Source organism: Microcystis ichthyoblabe FBCC-A1114, assembly GCF_050500245.1.
Lineage (GTDB): Bacteria > Cyanobacteriota > Cyanobacteriia > Cyanobacteriales > Microcystaceae > Microcystis > Microcystis ichthyoblabe_A.
Genome location: NZ_CP191408.1, coordinates 2,906,605 through 2,927,459, shown reverse-complemented (window position 1 = coordinate 2,927,459; position 20,855 = coordinate 2,906,605). Strand labels below are relative to the sequence as shown.

Annotated in this window: 18 protein-coding genes and 1 pseudogene; 7 read left to right on the top strand and 12 right to left on the bottom strand. The window is 40.9% G+C overall.

Annotated features, from left to right (window positions below):
- Window positions 1–3: 3 nt before the first annotated feature.
- Window positions 4–786 (top strand): tetratricopeptide repeat protein, encoded by a 783-nt coding sequence (locus tag ACQY1Y_RS14080; protein WP_147068878.1) that lies wholly within the window; start codon window positions 4–6, stop codon window positions 784–786.
- Between the two features lie 74 nt (window positions 787–860).
- Here the strand turns inward: ACQY1Y_RS14080 and psb34 are convergent, their stop codons facing one another.
- Window positions 861–1,040 carry a photosystem II assembly protein Psb34 gene (gene psb34, locus ACQY1Y_RS14075; RefSeq protein WP_002732326.1) on the bottom strand — a complete coding sequence of 60 codons (180 nt, stop codon included), beginning with the start codon at window positions 1,038–1,040 and terminating at the stop codon, window positions 861–863.
- Window positions 1,041–1,436: 396 nt separating this feature from the next.
- Between psb34 and ACQY1Y_RS14070 the strand changes: the two are divergent.
- Window positions 1,437–2,026, top strand: a pseudogene (locus tag ACQY1Y_RS14070) (ScaI family restriction endonuclease).
- On the opposite strand, the gene ACQY1Y_RS14065 reads toward ACQY1Y_RS14070, so the two are convergent.
- From ACQY1Y_RS14065 to ACQY1Y_RS14035, 7 genes are all read right to left on the bottom strand, one after another.
- Window positions 2,023–3,072: a DNA-methyltransferase gene (locus ACQY1Y_RS14065; RefSeq protein WP_430012977.1), complete on the bottom strand. Its 1,050-nt coding sequence runs from the start codon at window positions 3,070–3,072 to the stop codon at window positions 2,023–2,025. The pseudogene ACQY1Y_RS14070 and the gene ACQY1Y_RS14065 sit on opposite strands and share 4 nt — an antisense overlap.
- A gap of 237 nt (window positions 3,073–3,309) precedes the next feature.
- Window positions 3,310–4,320: a tryptophan--tRNA ligase gene (trpS, locus tag ACQY1Y_RS14060; protein ID WP_069474619.1), complete on the bottom strand. Its 1,011-nt coding sequence runs from the start codon at window positions 4,318–4,320 to the stop codon at window positions 3,310–3,312.
- 61 nt (window positions 4,321–4,381) lie between these two features.
- On the bottom strand, window positions 4,382–5,695 hold the full coding sequence (locus ACQY1Y_RS14055) for a dolichyl-phosphate-mannose--protein mannosyltransferase (RefSeq protein ID WP_002732128.1): 1,314 nt from the start codon (window positions 5,693–5,695) through the stop codon (window positions 4,382–4,384).
- Window positions 5,696–5,708: 13 nt separating this feature from the next.
- On the bottom strand, window positions 5,709–6,338 hold the full coding sequence (locus ACQY1Y_RS14050; protein WP_002775524.1) for a Uma2 family endonuclease: 630 nt from the start codon (window positions 6,336–6,338) through the stop codon (window positions 5,709–5,711).
- Window positions 6,339–6,372: 34 nt separating this feature from the next.
- Window positions 6,373–8,421 (bottom strand): DNA phosphorothioation-associated putative methyltransferase, encoded by a 2,049-nt coding sequence (locus tag ACQY1Y_RS14045; protein WP_430012976.1) that lies wholly within the window; start codon window positions 8,419–8,421, stop codon window positions 6,373–6,375.
- A 43-nt stretch (window positions 8,422–8,464) separates the two neighbouring features.
- A complete protein-coding gene (locus ACQY1Y_RS14040; protein ID WP_002733167.1) occupies window positions 8,465–9,244 on the bottom strand; it encodes a photosystem II S4 domain protein in 780 nt (259 codons plus the stop codon).
- A gap of 71 nt (window positions 9,245–9,315) precedes the next feature.
- The gene (locus ACQY1Y_RS14035; protein WP_002732892.1) at window positions 9,316–9,825 is read right to left on the bottom strand and encodes a hypothetical protein; all 510 of its coding nucleotides are present in this window, start codon (window positions 9,823–9,825) and stop codon (window positions 9,316–9,318) included.
- A gap of 578 nt (window positions 9,826–10,403) precedes the next feature.
- Between ACQY1Y_RS14035 and pyrC the strand changes: the two genes are divergently transcribed.
- The gene (gene pyrC, locus ACQY1Y_RS14030; protein WP_002732640.1) at window positions 10,404–11,438 is read left to right on the top strand and encodes a dihydroorotase; all 1,035 of its coding nucleotides are present in this window, start codon (window positions 10,404–10,406) and stop codon (window positions 11,436–11,438) included.
- A gap of 142 nt (window positions 11,439–11,580) precedes the next feature.
- On the opposite strand, the gene ACQY1Y_RS14025 is transcribed toward pyrC, so the two are convergent.
- From ACQY1Y_RS14025 to ACQY1Y_RS14015, 3 genes are all read right to left on the bottom strand, one after another.
- Window positions 11,581–13,950 (bottom strand): endonuclease MutS2, encoded by a 2,370-nt coding sequence (locus tag ACQY1Y_RS14025; RefSeq protein ID WP_430012975.1) that lies wholly within the window; start codon window positions 13,948–13,950, stop codon window positions 11,581–11,583.
- Window positions 13,951–14,291: 341 nt separating this feature from the next.
- Complete coding sequence (psb27, locus tag ACQY1Y_RS14020) at window positions 14,292–14,693, bottom strand: photosystem II protein Psb27 (RefSeq protein ID WP_104396655.1); 402 nt, start codon at window positions 14,691–14,693, stop codon at window positions 14,292–14,294.
- Between the two features lie 296 nt (window positions 14,694–14,989).
- Window positions 14,990–16,354 (bottom strand): sensor histidine kinase, encoded by a 1,365-nt coding sequence (locus ACQY1Y_RS14015; protein WP_430012974.1) that lies wholly within the window; start codon window positions 16,352–16,354, stop codon window positions 14,990–14,992.
- Between the two features lie 243 nt (window positions 16,355–16,597).
- Between ACQY1Y_RS14015 and ACQY1Y_RS14010 the strand changes: the two genes are divergently transcribed.
- The 3 genes from ACQY1Y_RS14010 (at window position 16,598) to ACQY1Y_RS14000 (ending at window position 18,996) form a co-directional block, all read left to right on the top strand.
- Window positions 16,598–17,806 carry an RNA-guided endonuclease InsQ/TnpB family protein gene (locus ACQY1Y_RS14010; RefSeq protein ID WP_046660969.1) on the top strand — a complete coding sequence of 403 codons (1,209 nt, stop codon included), beginning with the start codon at window positions 16,598–16,600 and terminating at the stop codon, window positions 17,804–17,806.
- 24 nt (window positions 17,807–17,830) lie between these two features.
- Window positions 17,831–18,523: a response regulator transcription factor gene (locus tag ACQY1Y_RS14005; protein WP_430012973.1), complete on the top strand. Its 693-nt coding sequence runs from the start codon at window positions 17,831–17,833 to the stop codon at window positions 18,521–18,523.
- Window positions 18,524–18,693: 170 nt separating this feature from the next.
- The gene (locus tag ACQY1Y_RS14000; RefSeq protein ID WP_430012972.1) at window positions 18,694–18,996 is read left to right on the top strand and encodes a hypothetical protein; all 303 of its coding nucleotides are present in this window, start codon (window positions 18,694–18,696) and stop codon (window positions 18,994–18,996) included.
- A gap of 57 nt (window positions 18,997–19,053) precedes the next feature.
- Here the strand turns inward: ACQY1Y_RS14000 and ACQY1Y_RS13995 are convergent, their stop codons facing one another.
- Window positions 19,054–19,542 (bottom strand): helix-turn-helix domain containing protein, encoded by a 489-nt coding sequence (locus tag ACQY1Y_RS13995; protein WP_104396738.1) that lies wholly within the window; start codon window positions 19,540–19,542, stop codon window positions 19,054–19,056.
- Between the two features lie 161 nt (window positions 19,543–19,703).
- Between ACQY1Y_RS13995 and ACQY1Y_RS13990 the strand changes: the two genes are divergently transcribed.
- Window positions 19,704–20,855, top strand: coding sequence for a HesA/MoeB/ThiF family protein (locus ACQY1Y_RS13990; RefSeq protein ID WP_159249893.1), 1,152 nt, complete (start codon window positions 19,704–19,706; stop codon window positions 20,853–20,855).

Sequence of the window (20,855 nt, the reverse complement as noted above, 5' to 3'; positions counted from 1 at the left end):
ATTATGAAAATTAAGAAAAAATTGACAATTATTATGGCTATAGCGACTTTTTTACTGACTATCTCTCCCCTAGTCTCTCAAACTACCGCTAACCCCGTGAAGGCTGTAGAATTTTATAATCGGGGGGTGGATCGTTTAACCGCAGGGGATTACTCAGGGGCGATCGCAGATTTTACTCAAGCTCTACAATTAGAACCGAAGGATGCCGATGCTTATTATAATCGCGGCTATGCGGAATTAGTTCTCGGCCAGTACGAGCGAGCGATCGCAGATTACACCCAGGCCTTGACAATCAACCCCAATTATGTTAATGCTCTCGGTAATCGTTGTTATGTGCATTATCTGACGAAAAAATACGAGGCAGCGGTGGAAGATTGCACAAAAGCGATCGCTTTAAACGGAAATTTTGCTGATTTCTTTATTTATCGCGGTAATGCTAAGGATGACTTGGGAAGACACCTAGAAGCGATCGAGGATTACACAAAAGCTTTGAGTTTACAGGGAACTAGAGGACAGGATCGCATTTTCTATAATCGCGCCCTGTCCTATAACCGAGCCGGACAGCAGGAAATGGCTTTAAGGGACTATAATGAGAGTCTGAAAATTAATGCTAATTTTGCCGAAGCGTACCACAATCGGGGTTTGACCTATTATAAATTGGGAAACAGGGAAAAAGCGATCGCTGATTTAGAGGAGGCGGCCCGTCTAGCGTTATCTCAGGGTAAACAGGGGACTGCGGCTAAGTCTCAGTCAGCAGTGGCATTAATTCAGGGTCAAAAGCCTTAAAATAGGGAGTAGTTGTGATATTAGCGGTAAAGAGGAGTGAAAGGGGCTAAATCGCAACTACGAGGGACTAAATTTTAGCCAGCTTGAGATGCGTAAAAAGCGACGGCTAACAGTCCACCGACAAGTGTGATCGCAGCAACACCCCAGAAAAGATAATTACGTTGTTGCGATTTAGTGGGGGGATCCGCTTGATAAACTTTCGGTTCGGCGGCGAAATTATTTAAGCGTCCACCTTCTTCATTTGTATAAGGCATAATCAAAACCTCAAATATGACAATTTTTCAGGAAAAAAATCCTCTTATTACAATCCTACAACATATCAGCAACCGAGTCGGGTATGTTGGAAATTCCCACGGGGATAACAATTCTTAGTCTTGGGGTAACTGCCGGACTCTGCTACTTTTATTGGCGATCGCATTTTCAAGGATTGAAACTGCGAAAACAAGTTTAAAAAGGCTAATCATACTAAATCCGTTTTTAATACTATGATTAACTCCCAAGTTATGGATTGTTTTTCCCTGCTCCCTGATCCAGCGTTCCCCACTCTCCTATACCTTTTAAACAGAATTTAGTATTAGGTGTTGGGATAGGGGGAGGTGGTTGCGTTAATATTAGTTACTGTATCCAATAACGCCGGAAAAAAACTATAGATGAATTCTCCCTATGCAGATTTCTCTCCTAGTAATTGGTTATCTATCACCCAACGACTTGTGGAAAGACATCCCCTATCTACCGATGCAATTGTTGATGTTGTTTTAACATCTTGGCAATCAATTTTTAATTCTCAGTTAGGTACAAAAGGTTTTAGAATTGGTAGGGATATCTTCCCTAAACCTCAAATTATGGGTTTTCTATTCATCAATTAATTCCTTTAGAACTAAAAGCAAAATATCCCGATTTCTGGAGAGGAGATATCAGTATATCTGATAAAGATATTGTCTATATACCTGATGACTTTTTTTCAATTGAAGTCAAAACCTCCTCTGATCCTAGACATATATATGGCAATAGAAGCTATGCTCAAAATTCTAATAACAGCAAAAAAGGTAAGTCTGGATACTATTTAGCAGTTAACTTTGAGAAGTTTTCTAATACTACTAATCCTCAGATTAAACTAATTCGTTTCGGTTGGATTGATTCTGGGGATTGGATTGGGCAAAAGGCAGCTACAGGTCAACAATCGCGTCTTTCCTCTGACGTAGAAAACTATAAATTGCTCCAATTGTATCGAAAAATCTAGAATAATGAGCCTTGGATATAAGTATTGCTTCTTTCTTTTTTAAATCTTTTAAATCTCTCTGCAGCTATCTCGCAATAGTCTGGTCGAATTTCAAAACCCACAAAAATTCTTCCTAATCCCAAGGCCGCTATTCCTGTAGAACAAGAACCGGCAAAGGGATCAAGAATTATTTCTACCGGATTAGATGAAGCTTGTATAATTCTCTCGACAATTGCTAAAGGAAATTGTGCGGGATGTCCGGTTCTTTCCTTAGAACTGCGCTTTTCTCCTGTAGTGACTTTAGAAACTTCCCACACATCAGAAGGATTTTTACCGAGGGGATTACAACGATATTTACCATTTTTCTTTTGATTGGGATACTTAACGTTAGGGTCACGAATATTGTCTAAGTTAAAAGTATATTCTTGGCAATTTTTGAGATAAAAAAGCCATTTTTCATTGCGAGGACTAAGACGATTTTTTGTAGAAACACCTGCCCCATATTTCCAGACAATTTCTTGTAAAAGATAAAAGGGAGACTTATCCCAAAGAAGATAGGGAATCGGAACACATAATCCCTTTTCTGGTACTTCTAAATAACCAACATTTAGCCACAAAGCGCCGTTATCTTGAGTAATCTGATAAATTTGCCGCAGCCAATTAGCACACCAATCAACATAGTCATTGATTGAAAGAACTCGTTCATATTCTTTGCCAATATTATAAGGTGGTGATGTAACAGTGAGGTCAATTTTTATGTGACTATGAGATAGTTTAGACAAAAAGTTTGTAGCATCTCCTTGATAAAGAATAAAGCCGTTGTCCGAGTAAAAAGGTTGACCAAGATGACTAACCAGAATTTCTTTAAGAAAATTAAATTTGTTGGCTCTATCTTTTTCTAACTCTGGAGAAAATGGCTGTAGTAAGGAGGAAGGAGCAATCTGAGTTGATTGATGATCAACAATTCCCTCTGCTAGATAAGAGTTTTGTTCCTTGCTGGCAATTGGACGAGACTCATCTTCCCTAGACGATAGTTTTTTTTGTTTCCGCTGGGACTCTACAACCATAATCTCAAAGGACAGGTAAGTATTTTGATAGTTTTAATTATGCCCTTATTTTACCAAAATATCACTGGAGTTGTGCTTAATTTAATAACTTTTGTAATCATTCTCCTTCCCTTACCCTGGATGGGGGGGGTAAAACCCCACCAAGAGTTAAAGATTGACTGATAAAGCAGCGAGTTTTCCTTGAAAAATCTCAACTGAGTAGATTGGATAATTATCAGATGCACCCGAAAATTATCCCTAAAATGGTGGTAAATAACCCATGGCATTTTTGACTCGATCGAGAGTTTGATTGGCTACCGCTTCTGCTTTGAGACGACCTTGCCGTAAAACTGTAGCTAAATAATCTTTATCCTCTCTAATTTCGGTGTATTTTTCCTGAATAGGTTGCAGAGATTCTATGGTGACTTCTGTTAACATCGGTTTAAATTGTCCCCAACCTAAATCTGCACATTCTGCTGCGACCACCTCTTGACTTTTTCCCGATAAAATGCTATAGAGAGTTAATAAATTATAGCATTCGGGACGTTCTGGATCATCGAAAGTTAAACCCTTAACTAGATCGGTTTTACAGCGTTTAATTTTCTTGGCAATGACATCGGGACTATCGAGAATATTAATCCGACTCATCTCGGAAGGATCGGATTTAGACATTTTATTCCGGCCATCGGTTAAACTCATCACCCGCGCTCCTTCCTTGCGGATCATCGGATCAGGAAGTTTTAAAATTGGTTGTTTCGGTTGCCCAAAAAGATGATTAATTCTAACAGCTATATCGCGGGTTAATTCTAAATGTTGTTTTTGATCTTCTCCCACAGGTACTTTATCGGCATCGTAGAGTAGAATATCGGCAGCCATTAGTACGGGATAATCGAGTAACCCCGTGCCAACATTTTCCCCCTGTTTAATTGCTTTTTCTTTAAATTGAATCATATCGGTTAACCAATTTAAAGGGGTGATACAATTCAATAACCAAGTTAATTCTGTATGAGCTTTAACGTGGGATTGGACAAAGATAGTCGCGTATTCTAAATCAATTCCGCAGGCTAAATATAAAGCGGCAATTGCTAAAGTATCCTCCGCAAGAGTGGCGGGATTATGGGGAACGGTGATCGCGTGTAAATCGACCACACAAAAGAAATTATCGTAGTCTTGTTGTCCCTCCACCCAATTGCGGATCGCACCTAGATAATTGCCTAAATGTAAATTGCCAGTTGGTTGCACACCAGATAAGATTCTTTGTTTACCCATAACTCATGCGATCGCTTTTTATCATGATTTTATTGTATCAGTTTTTGGTGCTAATTTCATCCTAAATCCAATTGGGAAAAATCATTCTCAGATAATAATCCCGCACTGACAGGGGAATGCCTAAATAAATTGGTAGCCAATGAATAAAAGCAAAAGTTATCAAAATTATCAGCGAGCGCGAGCCATTTTTATAAATAGGACTGGAACTTTCTAAACCATCGGCTAAGAGCCAAGCTAGAGCAATCCAAGTGAAACTATAGGCAGCCATATAATGATAGAGAAAGGTACAGCGACTAATTTTTAACCAGGGCAGCAGATTAGCAATATAGTTACAGATAAGATAGGCAGAAATTACTCGCTCTTTTCGGTTAAATAATCGACTAAAAACCACTAGAATCGCTATCGTAGAAAACCACCATAACAACGGATTTCCCATCGCGTGAACATCATAAATTTTATCACCTACTCTCTTAAAATAATAAGCCACAGGTCGCCCCATTACTAACCAACTATACCAAGGAGAACAATAGGGATGAACATCAGATTGATTACCCTTGATTCTCTGATGAAATGACCAAATTTCTTGATGTACTTGCCAAAAATTATATTGATGGTTGACGAGAAGATGAGGTATCCACAGCAAACTATAGGTAATAAGAGGAAAGACAATTAAGGCGATAAAAATGTCCTCTAATCTCAGGTTAGTTGCCTTTGTCCAAAGATGATCTTTTGACTGCTCTTGATTAAATAATTTTATTAACCAAGCAATACCGATAAAAATAAATATTCCCAGTAAAAATCCTAAGCCATTCCATTTAATATTTGCCGCTAAACCGAAAGAAACTCCTGATAATAATAGCCAATTAAGTTTCTGATTTTTCTGGAGTGCTAATAAAAAAAATAATTGTCCAGATAAACCGAATAAAATTAAGTAAATATTATTGAGAGCGTAGCGGGATTCCACCAGAAATAATCCGTCTAAACTGGCGAGAAAAGTTGTGATTAAAAATACAGTTTTTCTCTGGGTTAATTGATAAGCAATTGCGCCGATAATGAGGGGAATAAAAGAACCAGTCAAAGCATTTAACCAGCGATAACTAAAAGTTGAGCGCAGGGAACCCGTTAAATTATTAATGGTTTCAGGATCGGCAGGAAAATGGGAACCAATCCAGATACTAATAGCAATTAAATATTGACTTAACGGTGGGTGCGACTGGAAAAATTCTTTACCGATTAGATATTCATTGCCGTATTTAGCATAGTAAACTTCATCGAAAACAAGAGTATTAAACTGACTGAGATTCCAGAATCTTATTCCTAGGGAAAATACAAATATCCCTAGGATAGATAGGTTAAATTTTACTTGAGAATTCATGGAAAGATAATAGTTATGATAACTGGGAATTTTCTGTTAAACACAAGCGAAATTCTTTGACAGCAAGACGGGGATTAGGATGGTTGACGTATTCGGCTAATAATTCTAAATTTAAATCCGGTAATAAAGCACTTTTAGGGATTAAAATATATTCGCCATTCTCTTGCAAAGAATAAATTTTTAACTGATTATCTTGCCAAAACCAAACCTCTTGAGTTCCTAATCTTTGATAAACTTCTAAAACTTTCAGGCTGCCACTGGTTAAGATGATTTCAATCGCCAAATCAGGAAACTCTTTTTCTGTAAATAAACAAAAACATTCATCTGGTTCTTTTCCCGCTTCTTTTTCCTGTTTTCGCAAAGTGGTGGAACCTAATCCCCAGAAATCAATTTCAGCATATTCTAAATAAACTTCTACCAATCTACCGATATTTTTTTTGCTAACTTCGTGACGACGACTAGGAGCCATAATTTCTACCATTCCATCTAGGTAAGTAATGCGATAACTGGAACTATCTTCTAAATGTTTTAAGAGGGTTTCGTACTGTTGCCAATTAACCCCAGAAATAAACATCCTTTGTTCAGGATCATTAGCTTTTAACTCGAAACCTTCTAATCCTTGCAACCGAATCGTAGTCATCATAAAATTAATTACCTCATCTATTTTACTTAATTACTCAGGAAGACTTATTTTGATTTCTTCTGGCGTTAATTTTAGCGCGTAAAATCCTAACTTTATAGGGATCGGCATCTTTTCGCCACAGAATTTGATGGCCTTTGATTGTAGCACAATGCTCCTCTAAACATTTTTGCCAACCCTGTAAACGTTCGATCGCTTTTCGATCTTCTAACAATCCCCAATCCTTTTCTAATTGAGTTAAGCGAACCAATTTATCATAGTTGGGATAATCAGCCGTTACTAAAAGCTCTTTTTCGTGTAAAATTGGCGGATTAGGACTATCCCGATAATCGCGAAAACTAAAATCAGCGGAACCTAAATATACATCCATGCTAGTGGCTAAAATCGGATGGATTTCTGTATCAAAATCGGGATAATAGAGATAGGAAATTTTGGGTTGACGAAAGGATAAACGAATAACATTAGCATTTTCTAACCGTCCGATAGTTTGACTGGCACAACCTTCATATAAGCGTAATAACATCGGTAATTTTTCCAGAACGCTAATATGAATAGTTAGGGAATAACGGGAAAGTTTGCCTAAAGAACTATTTTCACAAGTACGAGCGATCGCTGGCAGATTTCCCGCACTTATTAACACTTCTTCTGCTAAAGCGCAAGCATTGCGATAACTGCCAAATAAAGCTTTAAAATCGGCACGGGTAGCGGGGGATAATTCCCGTACTTTCGGACAGTGGCTAAATTGACTTAAAGCTAAATAAAGTAAAAGATCGGCGCGTCTTTTGTCGGCAATTATCTCCCATTCTTCCCCTTCTGTTACTTGTAAAATCACTTGAAAAGCGCGTCTAAAAGTGCCAAATTCTGCCTTAATTTCTTCCTCTTGTAATAATTCTCCTGCGACGGGTAAACGTCCCTGCTGGGTATAAAATTCCATCAGTGGAGTTAATAAATCTTCGTAATCTTCAAAGCGTTTGAGATGGGTTTTAATTTTAGGTGTGGTAGCGCGGGAACGACATCTGGATAAACGAAAAGTTTCGGCTTTTTCCTCCTCTCGAAAAACCAGATAAATTCCCAAAGTTATTGGAATAGAATCAACCCCCAAAGTGCTATCAATATACTGTTTTAGTTCTTCCTGTTGATAGTATTTTTGAAAAGTATTGCGACGGGTTATAATTCCATCTTCATAGGCCATTAAACCCCGTTCACTATCATCAATTAGAATCTGTGCTGAAACAATTAAAACTTGACGGGTTAATTGCCAAGCTTTTAATAAAGCTTCTTGCCTTTCTTCGGCGGATTCAATAACATTAATTACATAGCCTAAATTAACAATATCAGATTCAATTAAAGGACTATCGGGACGATAATAAGGATCCCAACCTTCACTTTGATAACCCTGTTCAGCTATGCGTTCTATATCACCTCCATAACCACAACCGTAATCAAAAAAAGTGGTTTCAGGAAGGAATAATCCCGCCGCTAATGCTAATCTTGCTGGACGAGAAAGGGTTTTGCGAACAAGAGCGGCTTTGTGGCGATCAATTATTATCGATTTTTCCTTTTGTCCCTCTAGATTACAAACTAAATAATCTCCTGCAAAATCAAGGTGATGCTTTCTTAAAAGTCGTTGCCATTCCTGTTTAGTACCGATGGGATAAGAACTGTTTAAAAGTCCTAAAGCACTCTCGATTTTTGTGAGATGCTCGAATTGTTCATAAAAAGGATAGTCCCTAGTAACAAAAGTTTCTTTTCGGTGTAAAATAGGCGGATTATCAGCATTTTGATAATTCCATTCACTTAAGATTAATGTCCCCAGATCTACCACTAAACTTTTAGTTAAAACTGGGTGAGGTTCCCGATCAAAATCGGGATAAAAAAGATAGGATATTTTCGGTTTATCGGTGCTAAATTTAATTATTGTTGCCTCAGATAAATGCTGATTAATTCTTGCTTGTTGTTCGTAATTCTGGAGGATAGGATCCAGTTGATGTAATGCTTCTCGATGAACATAAAGCGCCCCCGGTAATAGTTTACCGATGGGACTAACTTGACACAGTTGCACGATTAAGGCGAAATTCTCAGCCATGACAATTAATCTGTCTAATAACAAATTCTAGAGACAGAAAAAACTAAATAAATCTGGTTAAATGAACCCGATAGCGCTCTTTTTTGGTCACAGTAACCTCACCCACTTCTAAACGACCTTTTCCCCGAAAAGAAATCAAATCACCGGTTTTAACGTTATAACTAGATTGACTGATATCTTTCCAGTTAACTCGCACATCCCCAGCGCTAATTGCCTCGGCCATTTTACTGCGAGAAATGCCAAAACCCGCCGATGCGATCGCATCCAAACGTAAGGAAGCTTCCACGGTATTAATTTCTTTTTTTTGCGGTGGTCTAACTTTTAATTCCGTCAAAGGAATCAGGCTAGTTTTCACTGGAACCGAACGCACTTGTAGTAAATTAGCAGATAAAAAATCTGCCAATTCAGGCACTACAATCGCCTGCGCTCCTCGCTCACCTAAAACGATTATATCGCCGACTTTTTCCCGAACGATACCCGTCCCCAACATCGCCCCTAAAAAATCCCGGTGGTTAGCGGTATCAAAAAGAAAATTACCGGCAATATCAAGGGCAGATAGGGGAATATCTGTTACTGTCAAAGGTAGATCAACTCTAGCAATACCGAGGCGCTGTCTTTCTGCTTGGGGATAACCGCCCCATTTTTGCATTGACACATCAGTTAAACGCTGAAAAACTCGTTCCACTTCCGCTAAAACCGCAGGAGAAAGAAAGTCTGTAGTCGTCACTTCCCAAGTCTTAATCGCTTGTTCGGCTTTATCAATAACTTTCGCTATCTCCTCGCGGTTTTCAACACCCTTTAGTAATTCTTCTCTTGGTAACATTGTTTTCTGGTAATTAATCAAAAATTCTTAGGAAAAAATCAAATGACCGATAACTTATTCCCGATAACCGTTCACCGTTCTAGGGCGTATCCTTGCAGATTTTCGGGGTTAAATTGACGCAGGATAAGAGTCGCTTGATTTTTCAGGTTTTCCGAACCCTGCACGATAATAATATATTTTCCCGCACCGAGACGATTGCGATAAGGAAGTGCATCGCCACTGCCGGACGATAAACCCACGCCACCACCGACAAAAATACTGCCCATCGCCCCCCCCATCGCCCCAGCAATGCCGCCGACGATATGATTGCCCGGTTCTCCGGCCCAATCAAAGGTATGCAATCCCGTAATCAGGTTAAAAAGGTAGCCGCCGGCAAAACCGAAGGGAATTAACCAAAAAGCCATGAGAGTAGCCCGTTTTTTGGCCTGTTGGAAGGGATCGATCAAACCGAACTCATCAGCACTTTTATAGCCGCGACCGAGAATGGTCACTTGAGATTGGGGAATTCCCGCCTTTTCCAGGGCAACGGAAGCTTCTTCTGCTTGTATGCGATCAGCTAACACGGCAATGAGATAATTCATATTCTCCAACTTTTCAGGTTATCTTCATCTCCTATTGTAAGGATTTTGGGGACTGAAAAGCCGCTCGATCAAGAAAATATTCAAGGGGATGCGTTAGTCAATCTTGGATAGGATTGATTAATGTGGAATTATTAGCAATTCAAGAAATTGCTCTATCTTGGTTATTTCTGGCACTAATTAACCATAAAGAAAGATAGTTAAATGATTATTAACAAGAAGTTTTTTAGGACTATTACCATTGGGATTAGACTGTAAAGTTTGACTCACTCCTGTCATTATTTGAATGTTTTCATCGGCTACATCTGAGGTAAAAACTAAAAGAGAGATTAGATTTTTGGTAATCATATCTAGTCTTAAGTAATTCACTTGTACGCCAATTGAATTTATGAAAAAAAGAGAAATAAATAGCGCAGATCCAGCCTTCTCTTATAGATATAGACCAATTTAGATGCGCGGCAGCTTATTAGTTAAAACCGACTTGACTGCTGAAATAGGGAATTGATTCCCTGACCGAAGATTGACTTCTCTCTTGTGTTTAGTTGTGGCGCTGGGATTCCTAACCGTTGTATGATGGAACAATGCGAAGACTCACAATCACTCGACCCGACGACTGGCACCTTCATCTCCGCGACGGTGCGGCACTGAAAGCGGTTCTACCCCATACGGTGCGTCAGTTTGCCCGTGCCATTATCATGCCGAATTTAAAGCCCCCAGTGCGCTCCGTGGCCGATGCCGCCGCCTACCGCGATCGCATTCTGGCAGCAGTTCCAGAGGGTCAACAGTTCGAGCCATTGATGACCCTCTATCTCACCGATAATACCAGTCCCGAAGAAATTATGGCGGCAAAAGCCTCCCAGTTTGTCAAAGCGGTGAAATACTACCCGGCCGGTGCCACAACTAATTCCGACTTGGGGGTGACGGACCTTCGTAGGTGCGATCGCGTTTTGGCAGCGATGGAGCAGCTGGATCTGCCGCTACTACTGCACGGAGAAGTTACCGATGGTGATATTGATGTGTTCGATCGCGAGAAAGTGTTCATTGAGAAGCAATTAATCCCACTGATAACCAGATTTCCGAAACTGCGGGTCGTCTTTGAACACATTACCACTGCCGATGCGGTCAAGTTTGTTCTATCTGCTAACAACAACGTCGCCGCCACAATTACGCCCCAACATTTATTGTTTAGCCGAAACATTCTCTTTACCGGTGGCATTCGTCCCCATTTTTATTGCCTGCCGATTTTGAAACGAGAGGATCATCGTTTGGCACTTTTGCAAGCGGCAACATCGGGCAATCCCAAGTTTTTTCTAGGGACCGATAGTGCGCCCCATTCTCGCTACAGCAAAGAAAGTTCCTGTGGCTGCGCGGGTTGTTATTCGGCTCTGCACGCCCTAGAGTTGTACGCAGAAGCATTTGAGAGCGTCGATGCGCTTGAGCAACTGGAAGGGTTCGCCAGCTTTCACGGGCCAGATTTTTATCAACTCCCCCGGAATACGGAACAAATCACATTAAACAAAACCCCTTGGCGCATTCCCGATGAATTGCCCTTTCCCGAATCTGGACTGGTGCCGTTACGAGCGGGTGAAGAGATAACCTGGCAATTAGGGCAATAAAAACCGCCAGTCTTGATAGTTGCGGTCAAGAATTCACGATTTATTAAAGACTGATTATTTATTCCCCCTCTTGCCCCTTGCATGAGTGCCTGCCCTGATATGTAGCCTATACTCAAGGGATTTAGTATCACATCTGAAAACCCTAAGTTAAATAAGCGATAGTTACCCCCGAACCCCCCTCATTTTGGGGTGCTAATTGAAAGCGTTTTACCTGGGGATGACGGGATAGGAAATCGTGAACACCTTGACGCAATTTCCCCGTACCTTTACCGTGAATAATCCATAATATACCCGATGGGGTAGCCCTGATGATCGCCTGTTCGATATCCGTTTCTGACTCTGCCACCCTAGAACCGCGAATATCGACGGTATTATTAGCAGTACGAATTAAAGGAGTCTCCTGGGGTTTTGTGGGAGTTTGTGGCAAATTTTTGGCAGGTTTTGGCGCAGTTTCCACTTTTTGACCATCCAAAGACTCAATCTGATCTAAGGGTAGGGTCATCTTCATCATACCGAAACGCAGGGAAATCTCGTCTGATTCCGGTGAAATTGCTAAAACTTCGGCAGTTTGTCCCAAATTGGGCAAGCGGACTCTTTCCCCCACTTGCGGACGATAATTAACCTTAGTTTTTTCCGTTTTTGGTAATAACCTTTCTGCGATCGCAGTTAATTCCTCTGTGGCTTTTTGGGCATCTCTACCGGTTTTTGTTCCTGCTTGCAATCGGCGAATAACGTCATTAATCTCTGCTTTTGCCGATAATAAAGCCTTTTGTATCTCCTGCTCCTGATAACGCTTTAATTCTCGCTCTCTCTCCTGTAGAGAATTAGCCCGTGTAGAAACTTCTGTATAAAATTTCTCCGTTTGTTGGAGTAATTGACTAGCTTCCTTAGCTTTTGACTCCTGTTCCCGTCTTTGCGCTTCCAAACCAGCAATTACTTGATTTATCTCCTCCGATAACCCCCCCAGATGATTTCTCGCTTCGGCCACAATTTCGGCACTTAATCCCAAACGCTGGGCAATAGTTAAAGCATTAGAACGGCCCGGAATGCCCCATAATAGTCGATAAGTGGGGGAAAGGGTGCGATCATCAAACTCTACCGAGGCATTTTCAAAGCGAGAATCTCGATACTTTAACGCTTTTAATTCCCCGTAGTGAGTGGTAGCCACCGTCAGTAAACTATGATCGGCGAGGTATTGTAAAATAGCGATCGCTAAAGGACTTCCCTCGGCCGGATCCGTACCGGCTCCCACCTCATCGAGTAAAACCAAGGAACGAGAATTTAAAGCCGCTAAAATGCGGACAATCCGGCGAATGTGACCCGAAAAAGTTGATAAACTCTGTTGCAAAGACTGTTCATCGCCGATATCGGCTAAAACCTGATCGAACCAGGGTATCTCTACCGGTTCCCGCGCTGGAATAAACAAGCCCGCTTTCGCCATTAAAGCCGCTAATCCGAGGGTTTTTAAAGTAACGGTTTTTCCGCCGGTATTTGGTCCGGTGATGGCAACAACGCGAATTTCTGGGCTAATCTGCACATTTATTGGTATGACCTCCCCCCCCTGTTCATGGTGTTTTTGCCACCAGAGCAAAGGATGACGCAAATTCCGTAAAGTAATCGTTTCCGAACCATCGATAAAGTGGGGGGGATTACCCTCTAACCATAAACTGTAACGGGCCCTGGCGGTGGCCAGATCGAGCCTAGTAGCGATCGCTAGTAAATATTCTAAGTCTTCAAAAGCTTCGGCGATCAGATTACTTAACTGTCGCAGGATTTTTTCTTCTTCGATTTGTTCCAGACGACGATATTGCCGTAGTTGATTGCCTTGGTCAACGATAGAGTGAGGTTCAATGTAAAAAGTCGCCCCTGTGCTGGAAGTATCGTGAATTATCCCCGGTATTTGCTCTTTTTGCGATGCTTTGACGGGAATCACCCAGCGCTCGCTTCTTTGGGTAATGACTGCTTCTTGGATAGCACCGCCCTGTTTTTGCATGATATCCTGTAATTTGCGGTAAATTCGCTCTCTAATCACCTTCATTTGTCCCCGAATTTCGCGTAATTGGGGACTAGCGCGATCGGATATCCGGCCATCTTCATCGATACAACGGTGTATTTCCTGTTCTATCTCTGGATAGGTGCGAATTTCCGCTACTAACTCTTTTAAAACCGGTATATCTTCCTGTTCGTCAATTAAACGCCGTAAACGTCGCACTCCGGCTAAAGTCGTGGCAATATTTAAAAGTTCCTGTCCCGATAATAAACCCCCCAGATGCGCCCTTTCTAGGGCATCACCGATGTCGCTAATCCCATCAAAGGAAAGACGACTATCTAATTTTTGTTCTAAGCTATAAACTTCTTTGGTTTGGCAGAGTAGGTTTAAACTTTCCTCTTTGCTTTCTGGTAAGGGCAATTGACGAATCGCGATCGCACCTAGTTTAGTCGCTGCAAAAGTAGCTAGGTGTTGACATAGCCGCGGCCATTCCAATAATTCTAGGGTTTCGTCTTGAATCAATTTTGTAGTTTTTTATAATACGCTTTGTATTTCTAGTCTAACCGGATTTGGTCTGATTTTTACAGGAGTCATTTCAGTCAACAGTAATCAGTCATCAGTCATCAGGGAAAAGACAGCACTGTTACTCGCACCTAATACCTGTCACTTAACAATCCCACCAATCTGTTGACTATCTAAATTACTCGTTAAGACTGCACTGGAGTGCCGGAGTTGGAAGCAGGGAGAGGAAGTTCGAGCATTTGTACTAAAATTTCTAATACGCAGTTTAAATTCAGTACAGCTTATAATATTCGGTCGAGTTTGATAACTGGTAACTGATAACTGATAACTGATAACTGTATTTAAATTCCTTTCTGGAGAGAGAATTGCACCTGTTTAAATTCTTGTTTTAAACGTTGTTTGAGTTTGTCGGGGATGGGACGGGAACCGTAGGCGGTATAATAACCTGCCAGAGAGTTTAAGGCTGTTTGCATTGTAGTGAAAGAACGCAAACCCCCGGATTTTTTATCTCGTCGGTAGAGGGAGATGTAATCGTTGATTTGTTCCTTTGCTTGCGACTCAACTGCCGCTTTATTCGGGTCATCTTTGACCACATCAAGGGCTGTGGTTAAAGTTTCAATCACCGTCAGGGTATCCTGTCCATAATTGCCCGTTAACCCTGAACTACTAGAACAACCCATCAATCCGATGACCAGGACGAGAACCAAAGCTAATAAGCGAGAAATGTAAGGTTTTAGAGACATATTTTCAACACCATAAGTTAATCCCAAGTCACCTTATCCTATCAGGAAACCGTGACCAGTTCCCCAGGAGAGTCAACCTGCTGCAAAAATCAGGGGTCAACTGGGGGGGAAATAGCGAAAATATAGGCTTTTTGGGCGGTAAAAGCCCTATTTTTGCCTAAAATTTCGATGCCATCAACCCGGAGTGAGTTGATTCTGGACTAATTCCAGCTGCGATAAAAATTCTCCGTTGCTTTCGTCCCATTTCGGAAGAAAGAAAGTTAAATTTTGTAATCTTTGGGCCGCTCAAGCTGGAACTAGGGTGAAATGGGCAGTTTGACGGTAAAGCTTGTTCCCTTATCCACTTGGCTATCTAGGGCGATTTCGCCACGGTGGAGTTCGACGCATTTTTTAACCACTGCTAACCCCAATCCCGTGCCGATAATATTTTCCACATTCTGACCCCGATAAAAGGGTTCATAGATCTTGCCTCTATCTTCCTCGGCAATGCCGATCCCGTGATCCCGGACTTGAAAAACAATGCGATCGCTATCTTTCCACAAAATCAAACTAATCCCTGCTCCTGTGGGGGAATATTTAATCGCATTTAAGAGTAAATTACTTAAAATCGAGTAGAGCAGTTTCTCATCTAGATAGGGACGGATCATCAATCCCTGACTGACAAATTTAATCGGGGTATTATTTTTATTGATAAATTGAAAATCCTCGACTAAATTTAAACAAAAAGCTTCAATATCGAGCGGCTCTAGCCGACAACTGAGATTACCAGATTCTGCCCTTGTTAAAATCAAAATATCTGTTAAAAATTGATTCATTAGTTTGACAGAAGACTGGATTCTATATAGGTTTTTTCTGCTCGACTGATCTGCATCTTTTAAGCCATTTTCTAATAACTGCGAGGCGGAAAGAATCACGGTTAAAGGAGTTCGGAACTCATGGGATATCATAGAAAAAAGCTGAATTTTTAGATCGGAAAGTTCTTTTTCCTGTAGTAATAACCGGTGAATTTCATCACTTTTTTGTCGCCGTTTCTCTTGCCAAAAAACTAAAAAATAAACTCCGCAAATAATCCCAAAGCTAGTAAAAGTTCCCAGTAAACCCAACAGAGAATTTTCGCTAATACTATCCCTAGAACTAGCGATGCTACTTCTTAAATTCCTTTTCTGACTAGCTTGTAAATAGGTAAGAAGATTTTGAAACTTATCCCGGACTTCGACACTTTTAACCGTGATTGCATCTTGAGAAATATCATCGGATCGATCGAATTTATAGGTAGCGATCGATTGATTAAATAGAGCAATTCGCCGATACATTAAATCCCCGATCTGAGTCACCATTTCCCGCTCGAAATCCGTGCCGTTTTCTAATTGTTTAGCCAAGAGTTGCCAGTTAGATTGCATCAAAGCGATCGCCCGACGATGACGGCCTAATTCACTGGGGCTGCCAGTTTTGATATAACCCCGTCTTCCCGATTCGGCCACCGCCATGTTAGCGTAAAGATTAGCGAGATTATCGATGATCTCGTAGGTAACTTCCACCTCAGCAGCGCGCTGACGCAGAGCGAGGGTATTGCGATAGGAAACTAGGCTAATAGTTCCCATCAGTAAAACAGTTAGCCCGAAACCTCCCGCAATCCATTTTCCTTGTTTGAGCCAATTCATCAGGAGTTAACCGACGCTATTTCCAGCTTACTCTATCTAAATGGAGCAAGAGGACTCCCGTTAAATTTCTCCTTAATTAAAAATATACCAGAAATTAACGGGAGATGAATTGCCCCCAGAATCTAAACTAACGCGACAGCGTTTCCTAATAAGGAAAGGCTTGATTCTCAAGGTATGTATGAGCTTGACATATTTAAGCGGTAAGTGTTATACTGAAAAGATAGCACAGATGGGGTCAGGCTGATGTTAAATGTTTTAAAAGTGAGAATATACCCAAACAAAAAACAGGAACTAGCCTTAGCTAAAAACTTTGGTTGCGTCCGTTTTGTTTGGAATTACTACTTAAATAAAACTAACAATCAGTACCTAGAGACTGGTAAAGGAATGACCTACTGTGACATGGCAAAAGACCTTACCCAACTCAAGAAACAACTGGATTTTGAATGGTTAGCTGAGGCTACTGCCGCTACCTTGCAGCAATCATTGAAAAACTTAGAATCTGCTTTTAAGAACTTCTTCTCAAAAAGAACAAAATTCCCTAAATTTAAAAGTAAGCACAAAAAACAATCAATCCGTTATCCTGAAAGTTGTTCAATTAGAAATAAGGGAATTAAGCTACCTAAATTAGGGGTTGTAAAAGCTAAGATTTCTCAAGTAATAAATGGTAAGATTAAATCCGTAACTGTTTCTAAAACCAGTACAGATAAATATTTTGCTGCCATCTTGTTTGAGATGGATGACTCAACAACCATTGAAAAACTAAAAATATCAGGGATAGACCTAGGTTTATCTTCTTTAGTTACGGTTTTTGATGGTGAAACAACCTACAAGATTGACCCAATCAAACCTACCAGAAAATATGCTAAACGTTTAAAGCGGAGACAACAAGCATTGTCTCGTAAAGCCAAGGGGTCTAATAATCGCCAAAAAGCCATTAAGGAGGTAGCCAAGGTTCACGAAAAGATAGCAAATACTAGACAGGATTTTCTTCATAAACTCTCCAGAAAGTTATGCGATGAAAACCAAATCGTTGTAGCCGAGAATCTGAATATTAAAGGGTTAGCAAGGACTAAATTAGCTAAATCAATACATGACGCTGGTTTTGGTATGTTGCTTAATTTCTTGGATTACAAGCTAGAAAGAGAGGGAGGAAAACTTGTAGAAGTTGACAGGTTTTATCCGAGTACAAAGCTCTGTTCTTGCTGTGGATTTAAAAATGATTTGTTGACTCTCAGTATTCGTGAATGGATTTGTCCAGAATGTAAGACGCAGCACGATAGAGATGAAAACGCCGCCAAGAATTTAAGGGAAGAAGGTATGAGAATACTGTCAACAAATACCGATGGACAGTCGGAATTTCAAGCTTGGGGAGAAACTGTAAGACTCGTTGGTACTTGTACCGAAAAGCGGGTTTCTGTGAATCAAGAATCCCCCGTCACAGCGTCAGCTTAACGGCGGGAGTGTCAACTCTAGACCATGCGAATTTTAGTAGTAGAAGATGATATGCAACTAGCCGAGATTTTGCGAGAGGCTTTGAGCGAGCGACAATACGTTGTCGATGTGGCTAGAGACGGAGAAGAAGGCTGGAATTGGCTAGAATTAGGCAAATATGACCTTTTAGTTCTCGATGTCACCCTGCCAAAATTAAGCGGAACTTTGCTCTGTCAACGTCTGCGACGAGCGGAATCCCATCATCCCGTCTTTGCTAATGCCACCGTTCCCGTCCTATTATTAACCGCAAGGGATACGGTAATCGATAAAATCGACGGATTAGACGCAGGGGCCGATGATTATGTCACTAAACCCTTCGATTTGGGCGAATTAATGGCGCGGATTCGGGCCTTGATTCGACGTGGTAGCAGTACCAGCAGTGTTTTATTATCTTGGGGGGGTTTGCAGTTAAATCCCAGTACCCACGAGGCCAGTTATAACGGTCAACTTCTTTCCCTCACCCCCAAGGAATTCGCTCTCTTAGAATTACTTGTTACCCATGGGCGCCGGGTCTTAAGTCGATCGGGTATTATTGAGCGAGTTTGGTCTTTGGACGATTCTCCGGCCGAGGAAACCGTTACTTCCCATATTCGCGGTCTTCGTCAGAAGCTAAAATCCCTGGGCGCACCGGAAGACTTTATTGAAACCGTTCACGGTCTTGGTTATCGTTTGAAGTAATATCTGCCTTTAGACAGTGGACAAAATCATTTCTGCACGAAATCTGCACGAAGTTTGCAGCGGGTTTCCATAATCACCCGTTAAATTAGAAAGTTAGACAGGTGCAGGGCTTCTAGACAATCAGAGCGGTCAAACCTGTGACTTTCCTCTCCTAAAAGGGGCTGCTTGAAATGATTTACACGCGATTTGACTATCACGGTTGGCAGATTGAATTGAGCGCAGAAATGCAGGGTTATTCTTTTCAATGTTGGCGAGTGGATGGCAGGGAAGGAATTAGCAATCGCCTAGTTTATGCCACCTCTGAACAAGCTTTAGCGGCTGCCCGACACCGGGCGGATCTAGAGTCCGCTTGTCTTGCCCTACTGCGGTTTCTTAATGATATCGGCGGCCAGAATTATTATCTCACCCGCGATGATCGCGATGCTCTTAGCCAGTCAATTTTAGAATACGCCCGTCTGGGTGGTGTTTCCTAATTTCTTCCCCGGAAGTTTTCCCCTGATTATGAACAGGATCATCATTCAAACGCTTAATCAAGTATCCATTTTCTCAGCGTCTTGACTTTTTTCTGATTCATTTTGATAACTACGCATATTATTTGAGGTAGGGATGGCAAGATTGAAATGAATAACAATTTGTTTATTTTCATAATTAATATTAGTAATATTAACAACGCTTTGTTCAGGTAATACATTATTAATGGGAATTTCAGCAGAAGGATGTTTATAACCTGCTTCTTCTAACCATTGGGTAATATTACGCCAATTATCAATACGTCCGTTATTCTTATCCAGTAAATTCTTAACATAACGATACACCGTAGCACAAAGATCCGTCTCTACCCCGTTAGGGTTTTTATGGAGTTTTTCAGCGATTTCTGAGGGACTACAGCCACACAGTAGGCCACGCAGATGAGTTTTTTCCACAGGGGTTAGGGGTTTTCCTTTGGCGAAGGTGAGATCAGCGTAGAGGGTTTGTAAGTCCCACTGTTGCGCTGCTTGAGTAAATGGCTCATTGTGCATTGTTGTTACATCCTGATAAACTCCTGATAGCATCTTAGTAAAAAATCTGATATTTGTTAGCATTTACCCTGATGTTTTTCTGAAATCATGGAGTAGTATATCGGTATAGGCACTGAATAAAATCAGTAAACAGCCTATATTTCTCAGTGTTCTTAGAGTATATGGAATGGACTGATGTATCTCTACCGCCAGATGAACGATATTCCCGACATGGCCTAATCGATTGGTGGAATCAAGATAAACTTACCCGTGCAAACGTATTAGTTGTTGGGGCGGGTGCTTTAGGGAATGAGGTACTGAAAAATCTGGCTTTAATTGGCGTTGGTCACATCACTGTCATTGATTTTGATACTGTATCAATTACTAATTTGACTCGTTCTGTTTTATTTAGAGAGTCAGACGTAAATCAGCCTAAAGTCGAAGTTGCCCGTCGCATGATACTAGAGATTAATCCCGACATATCAGTGAGAGCAATTCAGGGAGATTTAGAGTTTGATCTTGGTGTCGGGAATGTGCGGGAACATGACATTATTATTGGTTGTTTAGACAGTATTAATGCTCGTTGGGCAATTAATAACATGGCCTATCGTGCGGGGATTCCGTGGATTAATGGGGGAATTGGTGTGGTTAATGGAGAAATCAGTTTCTTCGATCCTAACACCGATGCTGCTTGTTATGAATGTACCATTACAGATCGGATGTGGAAACGCCGAAACCAGCGATATTCTTGTCAAGGTTTAAAACGGGATCTCCCAGAGAAATCAATACCCACAACTGCGACAATTACTTCCATTATTGCGGCAATGGAAGTTCAACAGGCTTTACTTTATTTACACCAAAAAGAGGGGGTATTAGAAGCAGGAGAAAAGCTTTTTCTGAACTTAAATCCTTGGAATGCCTTTAAGGTCAAAATTCCTCGTCAAGAGTATTGTTTAGCCCATGATTTAACCCTTGAACCGAGTATTAAGTTAACTTATTCACCAAGTTTAACGGTTGAGGAAATTCTTAAACAGTTAGATGTGTCTGGATTTTCTGATTCGGTGCTTTGGCTACGAAATGAAGTCATTGATAGGATGCAATGCTTAAATTGTGGTGATCAAGAACCGATCAACATTCCTCGTTCTCAGTTTGCTGAAAGAGATATTGTCTGTCCTAACTGTCAACAAGAAAGACAGATTCAGATATTAGATAAATTCTCTTTAGCAACTACCCAAAACCCTATTAACCTTGAACAATTATGTCTTCCTCATAACGAGATTCTACATTGCGAGACATCCCAAGGTCGAATATCAATTCAATTTTGCCCAACATAG

What these genes read in the sequence shown, in the direction of transcription:
- ACQY1Y_RS14065 (WP_430012977.1), bottom strand. Translation starts at nt 3,072, where the DNA reads ATGGTTGTAGAGTCCCAGCGGAAACAAAAAAAACTATCGTCTAGGGAA.
- psb27 (WP_104396655.1), bottom strand. Translation starts at nt 14,693, where the DNA reads ATGTCTCTAAAACCTTACATTTCTCGCTTATTAGCTTTGGTTCTCGTC.
- psb34 (WP_002732326.1), bottom strand. Translation starts at nt 1,040, where the DNA reads ATGCCTTATACAAATGAAGAAGGTGGACGCTTAAATAATTTCGCCGCC.
- ACQY1Y_RS14080 (WP_147068878.1), top strand. Translation starts at nt 4, where the DNA reads ATGAAAATTAAGAAAAAATTGACAATTATTATGGCTATAGCGACTTTT.
- pyrC (WP_002732640.1), top strand. Translation starts at nt 10,404, where the DNA reads ATGCGAAGACTCACAATCACTCGACCCGACGACTGGCACCTTCATCTC.
- ACQY1Y_RS14055 (WP_002732128.1), bottom strand. Translation starts at nt 5,695, where the DNA reads ATGAATTCTCAAGTAAAATTTAACCTATCTATCCTAGGGATATTTGTA.
- ACQY1Y_RS14040 (WP_002733167.1), bottom strand. Translation starts at nt 9,244, where the DNA reads ATGTTACCAAGAGAAGAATTACTAAAGGGTGTTGAAAACCGCGAGGAG.
- ACQY1Y_RS14000 (WP_430012972.1), top strand. Translation starts at nt 18,694, where the DNA reads ATGATTTACACGCGATTTGACTATCACGGTTGGCAGATTGAATTGAGC.
- ACQY1Y_RS14010 (WP_046660969.1), top strand. Translation starts at nt 16,598, where the DNA reads ATGTTAAATGTTTTAAAAGTGAGAATATACCCAAACAAAAAACAGGAA.
- ACQY1Y_RS14015 (WP_430012974.1), bottom strand. Translation starts at nt 16,354, where the DNA reads ATGAATTGGCTCAAACAAGGAAAATGGATTGCGGGAGGTTTCGGGCTA.
- ACQY1Y_RS14050 (WP_002775524.1), bottom strand. Translation starts at nt 6,338, where the DNA reads ATGATGACTACGATTCGGTTGCAAGGATTAGAAGGTTTCGAGTTAAAA.
- trpS (WP_069474619.1), bottom strand. Translation starts at nt 4,320, where the DNA reads ATGGGTAAACAAAGAATCTTATCTGGTGTGCAACCAACTGGCAATTTA.
- ACQY1Y_RS13990 (WP_159249893.1), top strand. Translation starts at nt 19,704, where the DNA reads ATGGAATGGACTGATGTATCTCTACCGCCAGATGAACGATATTCCCGA.
- ACQY1Y_RS14035 (WP_002732892.1), bottom strand. Translation starts at nt 9,825, where the DNA reads ATGAATTATCTCATTGCCGTGTTAGCTGATCGCATACAAGCAGAAGAA.
- ACQY1Y_RS14005 (WP_430012973.1), top strand. Translation starts at nt 17,831, where the DNA reads ATGCGAATTTTAGTAGTAGAAGATGATATGCAACTAGCCGAGATTTTG.
- ACQY1Y_RS14045 (WP_430012976.1), bottom strand. Translation starts at nt 8,421, where the DNA reads ATGGCTGAGAATTTCGCCTTAATCGTGCAACTGTGTCAAGTTAGTCCC.
- ACQY1Y_RS13995 (WP_104396738.1), bottom strand. Translation starts at nt 19,542, where the DNA reads ATGCACAATGAGCCATTTACTCAAGCAGCGCAACAGTGGGACTTACAA.